This window comes from Methylomagnum ishizawai (assembly GCF_900155475.1).
Lineage (GTDB): Bacteria > Pseudomonadota > Gammaproteobacteria > Methylococcales > Methylococcaceae > Methylomagnum > Methylomagnum ishizawai_A.
In genome coordinates this window covers 112,459-127,038 of record NZ_FXAM01000002.1, presented here as the reverse complement: position 1 = coordinate 127,038, position 14,580 = coordinate 112,459, and the positions used below count along the sequence as shown (strand labels likewise).

10 protein-coding genes are annotated in these 14,580 nt (G+C 63.3%); 3 read left to right on the top strand and 7 right to left on the bottom strand.

Features of this window, described 5'->3' with window-relative positions:
• Nucleotides 1–24: 24 nt before the first annotated feature.
• From B9N93_RS21310 to B9N93_RS21280, 7 genes are all read right to left on the bottom strand, one after another.
• The gene (locus tag B9N93_RS21310) at nucleotides 25–600 is read right to left on the bottom strand and encodes a hypothetical protein (protein WP_085216442.1); all 576 of its coding nucleotides are present in this window, start codon (nucleotides 598–600) and stop codon (nucleotides 25–27) included.
• Between the two features lie 77 nt (nucleotides 601–677).
• Complete coding sequence (locus B9N93_RS21305; protein WP_176225385.1) at nucleotides 678–3,011, bottom strand: DUF4407 domain-containing protein; 2,334 nt, start codon at nucleotides 3,009–3,011, stop codon at nucleotides 678–680.
• A 163-nt stretch (nucleotides 3,012–3,174) separates the two neighbouring features.
• Nucleotides 3,175–3,693, bottom strand: coding sequence for an aspartate carbamoyltransferase (locus tag B9N93_RS21300; RefSeq protein ID WP_217807380.1), 519 nt, complete (start codon nucleotides 3,691–3,693; stop codon nucleotides 3,175–3,177).
• Nucleotides 3,694–3,905: 212 nt separating this feature from the next.
• Nucleotides 3,906–4,736, bottom strand: a complete 831-nt coding sequence (locus B9N93_RS21295) for an EcsC family protein (protein WP_085216439.1) — start codon at nucleotides 4,734–4,736, stop codon at nucleotides 3,906–3,908.
• Nucleotides 4,737–4,840: 104 nt separating this feature from the next.
• Nucleotides 4,841–5,530, bottom strand: a complete 690-nt coding sequence (gene phoU, locus B9N93_RS21290; RefSeq protein WP_085216438.1) for a phosphate signaling complex protein PhoU — start codon at nucleotides 5,528–5,530, stop codon at nucleotides 4,841–4,843.
• A 27-nt stretch (nucleotides 5,531–5,557) separates the two neighbouring features.
• Nucleotides 5,558–6,643, bottom strand: coding sequence for a calcium/proton exchanger (gene cax, locus B9N93_RS21285; protein ID WP_085216437.1), 1,086 nt, complete (start codon nucleotides 6,641–6,643; stop codon nucleotides 5,558–5,560).
• A gap of 252 nt (nucleotides 6,644–6,895) precedes the next feature.
• Nucleotides 6,896–8,638 carry a putative porin gene (locus B9N93_RS21280; protein ID WP_085216436.1) on the bottom strand — a complete coding sequence of 581 codons (1,743 nt, stop codon included), beginning with the start codon at nucleotides 8,636–8,638 and terminating at the stop codon, nucleotides 6,896–6,898.
• 382 nt (nucleotides 8,639–9,020) lie between these two features.
• Here B9N93_RS21280 and B9N93_RS21275 point away from each other — a divergent pair, with 382 nt between their 5' ends.
• The 3 genes from B9N93_RS21275 to B9N93_RS25005 are packed head-to-tail and all read left to right on the top strand — an operon-like array spanning nucleotide 9,021 to nucleotide 14,433.
• Nucleotides 9,021–11,261 carry a hypothetical protein gene (locus tag B9N93_RS21275; RefSeq protein WP_085216435.1) on the top strand — a complete coding sequence of 747 codons (2,241 nt, stop codon included), beginning with the start codon at nucleotides 9,021–9,023 and terminating at the stop codon, nucleotides 11,259–11,261.
• A 47-nt stretch (nucleotides 11,262–11,308) separates the two neighbouring features.
• Nucleotides 11,309–13,192: a hypothetical protein gene (locus B9N93_RS21270; RefSeq protein ID WP_085216434.1), complete on the top strand. Its 1,884-nt coding sequence runs from the start codon at nucleotides 11,309–11,311 to the stop codon at nucleotides 13,190–13,192.
• Nucleotides 13,193–13,239: 47 nt separating this feature from the next.
• Nucleotides 13,240–14,433 carry a hypothetical protein gene (locus tag B9N93_RS25005; RefSeq protein ID WP_125469151.1) on the top strand — a complete coding sequence of 398 codons (1,194 nt, stop codon included), beginning with the start codon at nucleotides 13,240–13,242 and terminating at the stop codon, nucleotides 14,431–14,433.
• Nucleotides 14,434–14,580 lie beyond the last annotated feature (147 nt).

The window sequence follows — 14,580 nt, the reverse complement described above, 5'->3', positions numbered from 1 at the left end:
CGGCCCGGCTTGGCCGGGCCGGGGTCAGCGCCCGTCGGCCTTCCTCTCTTCGATAGCCTGGGACAAGCGCCCGGCCGCGGCCACGATGGCGGCGGCGCGGCGGTGCATCAAGCCCAGCATCTCGTCCAGCAAGATTCCCGGATCGTCCTCCAGCGTGCCATCGCCCGCCAGCCAACAGGCCAGCGCGGCCTCGTCGCGGCCCAGGGCGCGGGCGGTGTCGCGCTGCCAATCGGTCCCGAACAGGAACCGCGCCGAGTTGCGGAACAGGTCGCGCTCGGAAAGAGCGGCATCGACTGGGACGGGGGTGGTGGCCGGCGGTTGGGGCGGGTCCGCCGCCGCGGGCGGTTCTTCGTAGGTGGCTTCGGCCAGCCGCGAGATTTCGGGCAGCACCGAGCGGATCAACTCGGCTCCGGCCAGGGGTACGTGCCAATGGCGGCGTTCGGGAATCCAGCGCACTTTGGGTACCCAGCGCAGCATCCGGTGCAGGGTGTCGGTATAGCCCGCCTTGATGATGATGCCCTCGTCGGTGACTTGCACCCAGGGGTTGGGCGGGAAAGGATGGGCCGCGAGCGCGGCGCGGATCGAGTCTGTTTCGGTCATGGGTTGTGGTCCTGTGGTAGGGGTTCGGGCGTCCATGCTCCCAGCTTTTCGCGGGCGGGACCAGGGGGCGGGGCCGTTTAGGCAGCGTCCCCGTCGCTGCCGGGCTCCGCGGCCGGTTCGGCTGTGGACGGCGTGGGGCGGAGATCGGCGAGCTGGTCTTGGCAGAGCTTCCAGATCGCCTGGGCTTCGGCCAGGGAACGGGCGGTGTCCTGGCGGCGTTCCTCCAACTCCCGCAATCGGTCCTTGAGATAAGCGCCTTCTTCCCTGAGGACGGCCCGTTCCCGCTGTTTGGCGGGCAACTGGTTTTCCAGGCCGACCCGCAGGCTATTGAGGCTGGCCAATAGCGCCGGATGGGCGGGATCGGCCTGGGCGATGGCCCGCATATAACCCTGGATTTCGCTGTCCAGGCGGGCGATTTCCGCCTCGATCACCTGGGCCTCGCCTTCGATCCGCGCCGAGTTTTTCCGCGCTGCGTCGAGGTCCGCCGCCAGTTGCCGGGTTTCGTCGTGCAAGGTGCCGATACGCTGCTGGGCTGCCTGGGCGCGGGCGTCCCAGGCTTCCTGTTGTTCCTTGAGGAATTCGTCGCGCTGGGATTGCAGCTTGAGCCGGAAATCCCCCCGCAGTTGCGCCATGGCCAGGGTGTGGGTCTGTTCCAGTTCGCGGAACAGACGCTCGTCCTCGCGCAATTTGGCGGCGAATTCGCCTTCGAATTGGGTGCGCTGGTTCCCGAGTTCGAGCGTCATCCGCTCTTGTTCCAACTGCCAATCCCGCGTGCGTTGGTCTATCTCCGCCTGGAATTTTTCCCGGACCATGGCGAGTTGGGTCTCGAACAAGGCTTGGTCCCGCTCGGCTTGGCGGTGGGCGGTGGCCTCGCGTTCCTCGGCGCGTTGGGTGGCCTGGGCCAGTTCGTGATCGAGATGGGCCGCAGCCAGTTTGCGGGCGAAATCCTCCTGGGCTAGGCGGTCCACCGCCCCGGCTTCCCGTTCGAGCCGCGCCACATGGTCGTCGATGAACGCCGCCGGGTTTTCGGTGTAGGCGAGATAGGCGCGGGCGAAATCGATATGGTTGAAGCGGCGGGCCGGGTCGGTGGCGGGCGGGAAGCCCGGCGTGCGCTCGAAAGCGCCGTTCAGGTAATCGCGCCATTTGAGTTGGAGCGCCTCGTTGAAATACAGCCGCACCGATTTCGGCTCGAAGAATTTGAGGGCCAGCAGGGACAGGAACAGCATGGCCAGCACCGCCTGCGCCAAGCCATCGACGGAACGCAGGTGGTCCGCGATCTTTTCGATCCAACCGGGCGTGGTGGTCGCCGCCGCGTCGCCGTAGCGCAAGGCCATGCGCTCTTGGCGCTCGCGGGCCAGGATTTCCTCGAGCAACTCCCATTGGGTGGCGAGCGACAGGACCAGCTTGGATTCGATTTTGCCATCCGTCCCGGAGCGGCTGGACTCGGCGTTGAATTCGGCCAGGAGTTGGCGTTTCTTGGCGTTCAGTTGATCGACCTTGGGTTCCAATTCCGCGATTTGCCGACTGATATGGGCTAAATCCTTGCTCAGGGTGTCGCCTTGCTGGCTCGCGGCTTTCTGGACTTTGCCGCGCAGGGTGTCGCGCTGCTTTTCTTTGTCGTGCAGGTTGCGTTGCAAGGCTTCGCAGTTGGAGCCGCAGCCAGGTTTTCCACGCTTGCCGTCTATTTCGTCCTGTATATCTTGTTTGAGTCGGTCGATTTCTGCTTGGAACTTGTCCAAGCCCGCTTTGTAGGCGCTTTCCGGGTCGCCCATGTTCTCGCTCAATCGCTGTTTGCGCTGTTCCAGGTCGGCGATCTGGGCTTGTAGCGGCCCGAGTTCGCTATCGACCCTGGCGGTTTTGGCTTCCACATCCCGTTGGAGCTTGGCCTTGGCTTCCCCGGCCAGTTTTTTCTCGTCGGCGATTTTCTTGTCTTGGTAAAGCTGGTCGATGCGGTCCTTGTTCAGCACCAAGGTCAGCAGAGGGGCCGTGACGCAGAGCGAGATCAAGACGATGCCGATGCGGATGGCGATGCCAGCCCCCCAACTCCAGGACGCATCGCCATCGAACACGGGCCGGTCGCCGTCCGGCGGTGCCCCGCGTCGGAGCAGCGGGCGCTCAGCCATGACGAAGGAGCTATCGACCACCCAGACCAGAAGGAACACCCCGGACGCGGCGAACGCCGCGACCAGGGTATCGGTCCAGCCCTCGCCAGGGGCGATGAAGCCGCCGATCATGGCCCAGACCAGGGCTTCCACCAGGGCCATCAGGAAAATCACCAGCCAGACCGAGCGGATCCAAAGATCGACGGCAGGCCCGGCCATTTCCCGGCCATGGGGGCGGAGCGTGAAAAAATCCCGCACCAGGGTTTTTAGCCGGTTCCAGGGATGGACTGGCTTTGGCCGGTTATACATCACCATCTCGATAAGCCCCCATGGGTGTTATGGCGATACGCGGTTTAAATGGCGTTTCTCCCGATTGATACCATGGTTTTATGGAAGCTGCAAAACGCCGGGCGGGGAAAAGTCTTCGGACGGGTGGGTTGGGCGCGGATCGAAGCGCGGTCGAATCCGGGGTTTAGGGGTGGTGCATAGGATGCGGATGCCCCGGCATGGCGTGGTGGCCATGGTCGGCGAGTTGGGCCTCGAAATACTGGTGGATCGCCGCCACCACCGCCGGTACTTTGCTGGAATAGCGGATTTCCCCGCCGTCCGCCACTTCGCGGTAGGCGATATCGAGTTCGCCCGGTTGGGCCTGCCGCAACCGGGCCAGTCCCGGCATGCCTGCGCCGTGGATGGCGATGGGACCGGCGAAATCGCCGCGCCGGAACCCCGCGGCGATGGTTGCGAGATGCTGGCGGACCGCCTCGATCTGCGTCCGGTCCTGGGGGTCGAGGACCACGACTTGTTGGACGCCGCCGTCTGCGGTGGGGGTGAAGATATGCCGGGTTTTTTCCAGGTCGAATGGCATGACCTGGGCACCGCGCCCGGCCACTTCGGCTTGGCGGGCGGCATCGGATTCCGCCGCTGCGGGAAGCGCGGACAGGCAGCTTGTGGCTAGGACGAATCCAAGGGAAAGCAGTTTGGAATGGGTCAAAACACGGTCCTCGCGGCGGCTGTGGGAATCCATAGTATGCCAGCGGAGGCCGGTTTGTGGCGCGGCCCATGGACCGCCCCGCCGCAATCGGAGAGGGACTCAGAGGCTGTAAAAAAACCCTCTGAACCGCTCGACTAAGCAAAAATTAACGCTTATTTTTCAATTGGTTGAAAAAATCAGGAATATGGGAAATTCGATTTTTTCACAACCTCTCAGGCGGGCGCGAACAATAGCCTGGGCACGGGCGCGGCCAGTTTGCGGTATTCGGCGCGGACTAGGCGGGTGCCGTATTTGCGTTCCAGGCGGCGGATGGTGAAATGGCCGTGGGCCACGTCCTGGAAGTGCTGGACGAACAAGCGGTTGATGGCGGCTCCGCCCACGGCCCCGATGACCGGGATGATCTCGGCGGCGGCTTTTTCCGAAAGCGTGACGCCAAAGCGGCGCGAGACCACCACGATGGTGTTCACCAGCGCCGGCGCGCCTTCGCGGCGGACCGTGCCGTTCTGGGCGATGTAGCGCGAAGCCCCGGCGATGGGCGCTTCCAGGGCCAGCCGCAGGCTGTAATAGCCGGTGTCGGCGGCGTCGTCTTCCTGGGCGTGCCCGCCCAGCGCGAACACTTCGAGGCAGGCCATCCGGGTTTCCAGGTCGTCCAGGTTTTCGCCCTGGCTGCGGGCGATATCGGCGATGGCCCGCAGCATGACCGTGGTGGTGAAGGGCAGTTCCAGCAGCAGGGCCGGTCCGCCGACGAAGCCGCCCACCGCGCCGCTGGCCGTGCCCAGGAACCGGTAATAGCGGTCGGAGGACGCGCCTTTTTTATCCTTGAGGCAATGGACCGCCGCGTCCAGCGCCCGCCACATGGCTTGTTCGGCGTAGTGGTGCAGGCGGCGGTGCCAGCGTCTGGGCAACAATTTGAAACCCTGTTCGATGGGCATCCCGACGAAATTGGATAGCCGGATGGCGAAGCTGGGATGTTCCAAGGACTGGTGGGCGCGTTGCAGGTCGAGCCGGTCCTGGGGGGAAAGGAAGGTGGGCGGGGCGCTCATGGATGGAACTCCGGGTCGGGGAACCCCAAGGTTCCCGGCGGTAGGACGGATGGGTGAAATTAGCCGCCGCAGTTTACGGTTTGATGACGCCCGGCCCGGCCCGCTCAGTCGTCGGCCCGGATATCCTCGCCCTCGACCTGGAAGATCACATATTCGGCCAGGTTGTGGGCATGGTGGCCGATGCGCTCCAAAGCCTTGATGGCCAGTACCAGGCCGATGGTGAAACCGATATTGCGCGAATCCTCGATGATATAGGTCATCAAGCGCCGGAGGTCGGCCTGGAACTCCTCCTCCATCTCGTGGTAGTTCGCCAGCACATGGCGGGCCTTGGCCTCGTCCCAGACCTCGAACACTTCCAGCGCCTCGGCCAGGGTCGAGACCGCCAGTTCCCCCATGCGGTTGACATCGCGCAATAGGCGGTTGCCGGGGTCGCTGCCCTCGGAGCCGAACAGTTGGATGGCGAGGCTGGCGATCCTGACGGCCTCGTCGCCGATCCGCTCCAGGTCGCTGATGCTCTTGGATACCGCCATCACCATGCGTAGATCGCTCCCCACCGGGGCGCGGCGGGCGATGAGCTTGACGATCTCGTCGTCGGCCTGCACTTCCATCTGGTCCACCACGCGGTCGGAGGCCACGACCCGCCGGGCTTCCTCCACATCGCGGCACTTAAACGCGGCCAGGGCGGCGCGGATTTGTCCGAGGACCAATCCGCCCATGTCGAGGACCAGATAATGCAGGTGGTTCAGTTCGCCGTCGTAGCGTTTGACGGTGTGGCTGTCGAAAGGCTCGGGCATGGCGTGGTTCCTCGGATGGATGGTGGGTCAGGGTTTGAGCCAGGGGATGGCCGGACTATCGGGCAGGTAGTAGCAGAACAAGGCGATCAAGAGGTAGACGCTCAGGAGTTGCACGCCTTTGAACCAATTGGATTTGCCGTCGCTGACGATCATCGAGAAGATCAGCACCGACAACAGGACCAGCACCATTCCGGCGTTGCCGATCACCAGGTTCAGCGGTTTGGGGGCCAGGAAATAGCTGCTGAACATCAGGGTCGGCGCGACGAACAAGGCGATCTGGATGCTGCTGCCCACGGCGATGCCCATGGTGAGATCGAGCTTGTTCTTGCGGGCCATGGCCACGGCGGCGACGCTTTCCGGGGCGCCGCCGACCAGGGCGATGACGATCACGCCGATGAAGGCCTTGGACATATGCAGGCTCTGGGCGGTGGATTCGAGGGTGCCGACCAGGATTTCGCTCATGAAGGCCAAGACCACCGACGCGCCCAGCAGCACCCCCAACGCCGCCCACATGGGCCAATGCGCCGCTTCCGGCTCTTCCGCCGCGCCCTGGCCCTTGGCCTCGAAATAATCGGGATGGGTCTTGAGCATGAAGACCAGGTTGAGGGCGTAGGCGGTCAAGAGGACCCAGGCCACGCCCAGGTTGAGTCCGTCGCCGAGGTTGGCGAATTCGGGCGAGACGAAGCTATCGAACAGGCTGGGCACCACCATGCTGAACACGGCCAGCATCAGCATCGAGCGCTGCACGCGGGCCGCGCGGCGGTTGAATTTCTGCACCCGGTATCTCAGCCCGCCGATCAGGAACGACAAGCCCAGCACGAACAACAGGTTGCCCAGGACCACGCCGACGATGGAGGCTTTCACCACGTCCAGCAAACCGGCCCGGAGCGCCATCAGCGAGATGATGAGTTCCGGGGCGTTGCCGAAGGTGGCGTTGAGGAGTCCGCCCACGGTCTGTCCGGTACGGTGGGACAGTTGCTCGGTGGCGTCCACCATCAGCGCCGACAAGGGCACGATGGCGAGGGCGGCGGCGGCGAAGGTCAGGGCGGCGGGCGACTGGCCGGATCGATCCAACAGCCAGGCCAGGGGTACGAACAGGAACAGGAATTTCATCGGAGGGAGTGGGTGTCCCGGAACGGCCCTGGGTCGTGCCGGGAAAGCCTGGGGCGGTTCCGCGACGGAAGCGATGGAGGGCGGCGGATGGGCCGTCGGATCGGGTATCAATGGCGTGGTTCTGGTTGGGGGCGGGGAGCGCCGCCAACGGCCTGCGTTGGACGGCGGATTCAGCGCGGCAGTATAGGGCGGACCCCATGACGGTTTGATGAAGGTGGGCCGGGACGGCGGGGTCCGTGGCCCGGCAATGGGTTAGAACCTGGCGTTGAAGTCCGCCGTCAAGGTGTCGATGCTCAGGGGCGGGCCATTGATGGCGTCGGTGCTGAACCAGCGCAGGTTCATCCAGGCATTGGTGAACAAACCCATCTGAGCCCCCAACACCCAACCCTTGGCGTCGGTGCCGCCCTGGTGGAAAACCGAGTCGGTGAAGGCGTCCAGCACCGCGTCGGCCTCGACATAGCGGTAGGCGAAAAACATATTCCAATCCAGGAAATGTTTCAATTCCGTGCGGCCCACATCCAGGCGGACTTGGTAGGCGTTGGTGTGGGCGGCGAGGTTCTCGCCGAACTGGTTCAATATCTTCTGCTTGTTGAAGCCCAGGTTCTTGGCGTAATCGCCCGTCAGCATGACGTGGATGGGCGCGTAATGGCTGTAGTCCACCACCGCCGTGGCATTGACGATCTGGAAGCCCGAAGCCAAGCCCACCAAGCACACGTTCTGGCTGCCCAGGGTGCCGGTGTTGCAATCCGGCTGGTTCTTGGCGTCGTTGATCGCCACCAGGGTATTGCCCTTCTGCATGAACTGCGGGGCGGTGTAGTTGTATTCCAGGCTGTCGTAGATGTTGCGGCGGGCCGAGATATTGTCGAAGTCATAATAGGCACCGGCGATCTTGAAGCGCGTTTCGTCGGTGAACAGCCAATCCGCGCCCATCTGGTAACCGAACAGCCATTTGTCGCGGCTGGAGAAGTTGACTTCCTGGATCGGGAACACGCCCAAGGTGGCGAACACCGAATTGGGATGCTCCGGTCCCAGGTTGACGCCGGCCCGGCCTATTGCGCTCGGCAGCTTATAGCCCTGGACCATGGGATCGTCCTGGCCGAGGTTAAGGCGGAAGGTGCCCGCGAAACCTTCGAAGCTCAGGTCGGGATCGTAGACCACATCGGTGGACATGAAGGGATTGGGCATGCGTCCACCCCAGATCGTCACCCAATCGTTGCCGTTGTCCTTGTAGTCGTATTGCAGGAAGGCGCGGTCGATGGCGAACTGCCAGGACTGCCCGGTATTGCCCAGGGTCTGGTTGTTCGACACCGGGTTGTACAGGTTGCTGGTGGCGAAGCGGAACCCGGCCTTCAGGGATTCGTTGATCTGGGCGTCGAAGCCGATGCGGAAACGCTCGCGCAGCCTGAGCCGGTCCACCGTGGTGTTGAGGAAGGCTTGGTTCTTGGCCATGGCCTGGGAGATACCGCCGTCCTGGTTGATCGCCATCCAGTCATAGGCCGGGGCGTTGCTGGATTGGTAGAAATCGTCCGCCACCCGCAGGCGCACGTCGAAATAGGGATTGATGCGGGTGATCCAGTCCGGCAGGGCGTCGGGGATGCCCCAGCGCTCCTTCTTGGCGGTCTGCTTCACATCCTTCAGCACGTCGTCCTTGAGTTCGGCGCGGACCTGCTCGCGGATTTCCTGCTTCACGAACTCCGGCACATAGCCCACGTACTTGGATTTCTTGCCATCCTTGCCCACCGGGGCCGGGGCGGCTTGCGCCTGGGGCGGGGCGGACTGGGCCGATTCGGCGGCCTTGGCTTCCGCCTCCGCCTCGGTGATGAGTCCTTGGGCGTCCTTCTTGTCCAAAACCCCGCGCTGTACCAGCAGATCGACCAGGTTGGTGAAGGTGGATTTCTTGACTTTGAGGATTTCCTCCCGTGGCTCGGCGGCGGACACGGTGGAACTGATAAGGCCGCCCACCATGACGGCGGCCAATGTCTTCCTAAGGATCATAGGGATGGCTTGGGTTTTTTTAAATTAGAGTGGTGTGGAGGCCCAGGGAGGTGGGCGGGTCCGGCCCGGGCCGGGCCTTGGGGGGTGGTTTTCCGTGACCTGGGGGCGTTCCGCTGCCCGTGTTGTGATTCCAGCCTCGTCATGGGGGCGGGATTTTGGTGCAGTCACATTACGGGAACGTTAAAAAGACAATCCGTCATGCTTCCTTAACCGATCCGTAATAAATCAGCTTTATCGTGGCGACCATCGACAACGGCGGGGCCGCGCAGTCCATTCCCCTGGTCATCGCCCCCCATGGCAGACCCCGCGGCGTTTCGGTCGCGACCGGCCTTGTCCCGAGAGACCGACCGCCCTGCGCCCAGCCCATCACCCAGGTATCCCAATGAATTCAAAGGTTTTCACCACCGCGCTGGCGCTTGCCCTGGCGGCTCCCGGCGCTTTCGCCGCGCTGGGCGTCAACGAGCTGTTTCTGGAGGTTTGGAATGGCGATAGCGGGACCGGGGGCCAGTCCTATATCAAGGACCTGGGGGTGAGCCTGGATGATTTCCTCAACGCCCCCGGCTGTTTTAACTATGTGGTCCAGGACGTGCGCAGCGACCCCAACCTGGCCGCGCTGGTCCAGGGGGGGGGCCTGCCGCCGGGCACGGTGTGGACGGTGCAGGCATTCAACGACGATTATTCCTCCCTGCTGAACGCCGATCCCGGCCTGGGCGAGCAGGACCCGAACAACCATACCGGCATCCTCACCACCGTCACCGATCCGGGCAGTCCCGACACCGGCCTGAGCGTGTTCGGCACCTATATCGATTTTTCGGGTCCGGTCTCGGCCCTCTCGATCCACCTGACCAATGCCGGGGTGGAGGATTCCAAGGCGTTTTCCAGCTTCGATACGGGCTATTACTTCGAGCCCTTCATCTGGGACGACCGGATGAACCAAACCGTCGGGTTCGCCAGCAACCAGCAGGTGGCCGGCGGCGATGCGATGGGAATGTATTTCCTGACGTTGGACTATGCCTCCCAATCCATGCCGGCCATCGGCCATAACGGCCTGCCGCTCGGGGATTGGCGTTTCGATGGCAAGCAGGTCGCGTTCACGCCCGCGACCGATACCCCGGTCCCGGCCGATTGCCCGGTCGGCACCCAATGCGCGTTGCCCTGGGGCGGCAAGCTCACCAGCGGCCTGGGCGTCGCCGCCTACCAAAGCGCGACCAGCACCGATTGCGAAAGCACGGCCAACAAGGAAACCCGCACCTGCGCCAATGGCGTCCTCAGCGGCAGTTTTACCCAACAAGCCTGTAGCGCTCCCAAGGCGTGCGACCTGCCCTGGGGCGGCACCCTCGCCAGTGGCCAGGGCGTCGCCGCCTATAAAACCGCCGTCAGCGCCAATTGCGACGCGCCCACTAATAAAGAAACCCGGAACTGCGACAACGGCGTCCTCAGCGGCAGCTTCAGCCTGCAATCCTGTAGCACCCCCAAGGCGTGCGACCTGCCCTGGGGCGGCACCCTCGCCAGCGGCCAGGGCGTCACCGCCTATAAAACCGCCGTCAGCGCCGACTGCGAAAACGCCGCCAATAAAGAAACCCGCAATTGCGACAATGGCAAGCTGGGCGGTTCCTTCGCCAACCCGGCCTGTAGCGCCCCCCAAGCCTGCGACCTGCCCTGGGGCGGTACCCTCGCCAGCGGCCAGAGCGTCACCGCCTACCAAAGCGCGACCAGCACCGCTTGCGAAGCGCCCACCAACAAACAAACCCGCACTTGCAATAACGGCACCCTGGGCGGTTCCTTCGCCAATCCGGCCTGTAGCGCCCCCCAGGTTTGCGACCTGCCCTGGGGCGGCACTTTGGCCAACGGCCAGAGCGTCACCGCTTACCAGACCGCCGCCAGCGCCGATTGCGAAAGCGCCGCCAATAAACAAACCCGCACCTGCGCCAACGGCGTATTGAGCGGGGACTATACCGAGCAAGCCTGTACCACGCTCAAAGCCTGTGATTTGCCTTGGGGGGGACAGATCGCCAGTGGCAAGCGCGTCACCGCCTATCTGGAGGCGGTCAGCACCAATTGCAAAGCCGCCACCAATAAGCAAACCCGCACCTGCGACGACGGCGTCTTGGACGGCGAGTTCGTGAATCCCAGTTGCGCCGCGCCCAAGGCCTGCGACCTGCCCTGGGGTGGCCAGATCGCCAGCGGCGACAACGTCACCGCCTACCAGACCGCCACCAGCCTCTATTGTGATTCCGATGCCCTACAGGAAACCCGTACTTGCGACAACGGCGTCTTGGACGGCAGCTTCACCGCTCAGTCCTGCGCCGCCCCGACCGGCACCTTCCTGTGGATGATCGCCCCCAACGGCGGCGAAACCTGGAAGACGGGTGTCCGCCAATACATCGAATGGGCTTCCGGCAACCTGCCCGGGAACAAGCGATTGAACCTGTATTTCTCGAAGGACGGCGGCAAGCAATGGCGCTTGGTGAAAAGAAAGTTCAAGAACACCGGCCATGTGATCTGGACGCCGGGCAACAAACTGGCGACCGAAACCGGCTCGATCCGGCTCTGCACCGTGGGTTCCAAACGCTCGCCCAGCCTATGCGACACCAGCGACCAAGTGTTCACCGTCTCCGAATGAATCCGGCCGGGCCGATGGCCCGGACGCTAACCTTCCGAGTATCCCCCATGAAGTTGAGAGTCCTCCCGGCGGCTTTGCTGCTGACCCTGACCGGCCCAGGCGCCGCCGCCACGCTCGGCAACAACGAACTGTTCCTGGAAGTGTGGAACGGCCAGAGCGATAGCACGGGCCGTTCTTACATCCGCGACCTGGGCATCAGCCTGGACGCCTTCATGGATGCCCCGGACTGCTACCAGCGCGTCCTCGCCGACCTGGGCGCGGACACCAATCTCGCCAGCCTCAAGTTGGACGGCAGCTTCCCGGCGGGCACGGTCTGGACCATCCAGGCGCTCAACGACGACTCCCCCGGCGCCGAAACCAGTTCCATCGTCGCCGCCGCGGACAACGACCCGCAAAGCCCCAAGAACCATTCGGGCTTCCTCACGACCCTCACCCAGCCCGACCAACTCGGCGACCTGATCTCGGTCTATCAACAATTCTCGGTGGTCTCCACCCAGATGGGCATCCATCTCACGGCGTCGGCGGTCGAGGGCTCCGAGAGTTTCAAGCCCGGCGACACCGGCTTTTATAACGGAGCCGACGGATCGGGCAGCGATTGGGGCGAATTCATGGGCAACAGCGTGGGCTTCAACCGCAACCAAGCGCTCGGGACCGCCAGCCCCATGTATTTCTTCACGGTCGATATCACGGATTACAACACCGGGGTCTTGGGCAACAACGGCCTGGCTTATGGCCAGTGGAACTTCGATGGTACCCAGGTCAGTTTCACCAATCCGAATCACCCGGATATCCCCGACACCTGTCCCAAGCCCGCCGCCTGCGACCTGCCCTGGGGTGGTCAGATCGCCGACGGCAAGAGCGTCCTGGCCTATCGATCCAGCCTGAGCGACGACTGCGCCGGGAACAGCGAAACCCGCATCTGCTCGAATGGCAGCCTCAGCGGCTCGTTCACCCATGAAAACTGCGCCGTGCCCAAGGCCTGCGACCTGCCCTGGGGCGGCACGCTCGCCAGCGGCAAGAGTGTGGACGCCTACAGCGCCGGGGAAAGCGCCGATTGCGCCACCGCCAAGCAAACCCGCACTTGCGACAACGGCGTCCTCAGCGGCGACTACACCTTCAAGTCCTGCGTTCCCCTGTCCTGCGACTTGCCTTGGGGCGGCAAGCTCGCCAGCGGCCAGGGCGTCACCGCCTACCAGACCGCTGTCAGCGCCGATTGCGAAGCCGTAAAACAAACCCGCACCTGCGCCAACGGCGTCCTCGGCGGCGAATACACCGAGCAAGCCTGCGCCGCGCCCAAGGCCTGCGACCTGCCCTGGGGTGGCCAGATCGCCAGCGGCCAGGGCGTCGCCGCCTATTCGGCCAGTGTCAGCGCCGATTGCGAAGCCGCGAAGGAAATCCGCAACTGCGACAACGGCGTCCTCGGCGGCGGCAACACCTTGGAATCCTGCGCCGCGCCCAAGGCCTGCGACCTGCCCTGGGGCGGCCAGATCGCCAGCGGCCAAAGCGTCACCGCCTACCAGAACGACAAAAGCCCCTATTGCGACCAGGAAACCGAAACCCGCAGTTGCGACAACGGCGTCCTCGGCGGTCTCTATACCCAGCCGACTTGCAGCGTCGCCGCCTATGGTCCCTATGTGCAACTGCTTTCCCCCAACGGCGGTGAAACCTGGTCGGCCCGGACCGCGCAAACCGTGACCTGGACCTCGGTCAATATCGCCGCCAAACAACGGCTGAACCTGTATTTCTCCAAGAACGGCGGCAAGCACTGGAGCTTGCTCAAGAAAGGCTTGCCGGCCCTGGGCCAAATCCGCTTCAAGCCCGGCCTGAAGCGCGTCGGCGGCGCGGCCATGTTGGCCATCTGCCAGCCCATCACCCGGCATTCCCTGGGCAAGTGCGATAAATCCAACGCGGTCTTCGCGATCACGAAATAAACCGACGGGGCGGAACACCCCCGCCCCCAGCCGCCGAGTATCCCCGTATGAAATTTAAAACCCTGACCGCCGCCTTGATCTTGCCCTTGGGTTCCCAAGCGGATACCACCGCCACACTGGGAAACAACGGCTTGTTCCTGGAAATATGGAACGGCAATCCCGACTCGACCGGGATGTCTTATATCAAGGATTTAGGTATCCCGATGGACGCCTTCATGAATGCGCCGGGCTGTTATAACGGGGTGGTCGCCAATCTCGCCGCCGATACCAATCTCGCCGGGTTGCAAGTCGATGGCCAATTACCCACCACCACGACCTGGACGGTGCAGGCCTATAACAACGATACCAGTTTTCTCAACGATCCCAGCTACGACCCGCAATCCCCGGATAACCATTATGGTTTCCTGGCGACAGCGGCGAATCCAGAGATATTCGAGCAAGACCCAGGCAGTTATTCGTTTTCCTATACCGTGGTCAATAACGGTACAATGCAGGCCCATTTGGGCGATGCCGGTGTCGTCGGGTCCAAGGTTTTCGGTGCTGCCGACCTCGGCTATTTCAGCCCGGATACCTGGGGTTTGTCGATGGGGCAAAGTATCACTTTTAATAACTATAGAAGCCTGGATGATAGCAATGGCCCGATGGGCATGTATTTCTTCACGGTTCCAGATTCCGGCACGCCCGCTGGTATTATCGGTAATAGTGGGCAATCCTTCGGCAATTGGACTTTTGATGGTAAGCAACTGAGCTTCACGGCGGCAAACCAGCCCACCGCGCCTTGCCCGACGCCGACTCCTACACCTACACCTACACCCACGCCGACCCCGACGCCGACTCCAACACCTACGCCCACGCCGACTCCAACGCCTACGCCGACCCCTACGCCGACCCCTACGCCGACGCCCACGCCGACGCCCACGCCGACCCCTACACCGGGCGGCTCCCTCACGGTACTGATGCCCAAACCCGGCGATACCTTGAAGGCGGGCGTCAGGCAAGCGGTGGGTTGGGCCTCGGGGGACATCGATCCCAAGCAGCGCTTGAACGTTTATTACTCGAAAGACGGCGGCCTGACCTGGAAGCCGATCAAAAAGGGTCTGCGGGTCAATGGGTATTATTTATGGAAGCCCGGTAAAAAACAGATCACCGAAAATGGGTTATTGGCGGTTTGCCTACCCGCCTCCAAAACCGCCCTGGCCGAATGCGATACCACCGATGGGGTATTTTCGGTCCAAAAATAACCGGGAGTAGCCTAGCCGGATTCCTAGACCCAAAATCATCGTGGGCGTGGCTTAATAGGGCGCTCCGACACGGGTTGTAAATCTCGGGGCGTATCCGCCCCGGCGTTCCAAACCCACGGCTGCGGGGTTTGGGAAAAATTTTCACGG

What these genes read in the sequence shown, in the direction of transcription:
- B9N93_RS21270 (WP_085216434.1), top strand. Translation starts at nt 11,309, where the DNA reads ATGAAGTTGAGAGTCCTCCCGGCGGCTTTGCTGCTGACCCTGACCGGC.
- cax (WP_085216437.1), bottom strand. Translation starts at nt 6,643, where the DNA reads ATGAAATTCCTGTTCCTGTTCGTACCCCTGGCCTGGCTGTTGGATCGA.
- B9N93_RS21275 (WP_085216435.1), top strand. Translation starts at nt 9,021, where the DNA reads ATGAATTCAAAGGTTTTCACCACCGCGCTGGCGCTTGCCCTGGCGGCT.
- B9N93_RS21310 (WP_085216442.1), bottom strand. Translation starts at nt 600, where the DNA reads ATGACCGAAACAGACTCGATCCGCGCCGCGCTCGCGGCCCATCCTTTC.
- phoU (WP_085216438.1), bottom strand. Translation starts at nt 5,530, where the DNA reads ATGCCCGAGCCTTTCGACAGCCACACCGTCAAACGCTACGACGGCGAA.
- B9N93_RS25005 (WP_125469151.1), top strand. Translation starts at nt 13,240, where the DNA reads ATGAAATTTAAAACCCTGACCGCCGCCTTGATCTTGCCCTTGGGTTCC.
- B9N93_RS21305 (WP_176225385.1), bottom strand. Translation starts at nt 3,011, where the DNA reads ATGTATAACCGGCCAAAGCCAGTCCATCCCTGGAACCGGCTAAAAACC.
- B9N93_RS21280 (WP_085216436.1), bottom strand. Translation starts at nt 8,638, where the DNA reads ATGATCCTTAGGAAGACATTGGCCGCCGTCATGGTGGGCGGCCTTATC.
- B9N93_RS21295 (WP_085216439.1), bottom strand. Translation starts at nt 4,736, where the DNA reads ATGAGCGCCCCGCCCACCTTCCTTTCCCCCCAGGACCGGCTCGACCTG.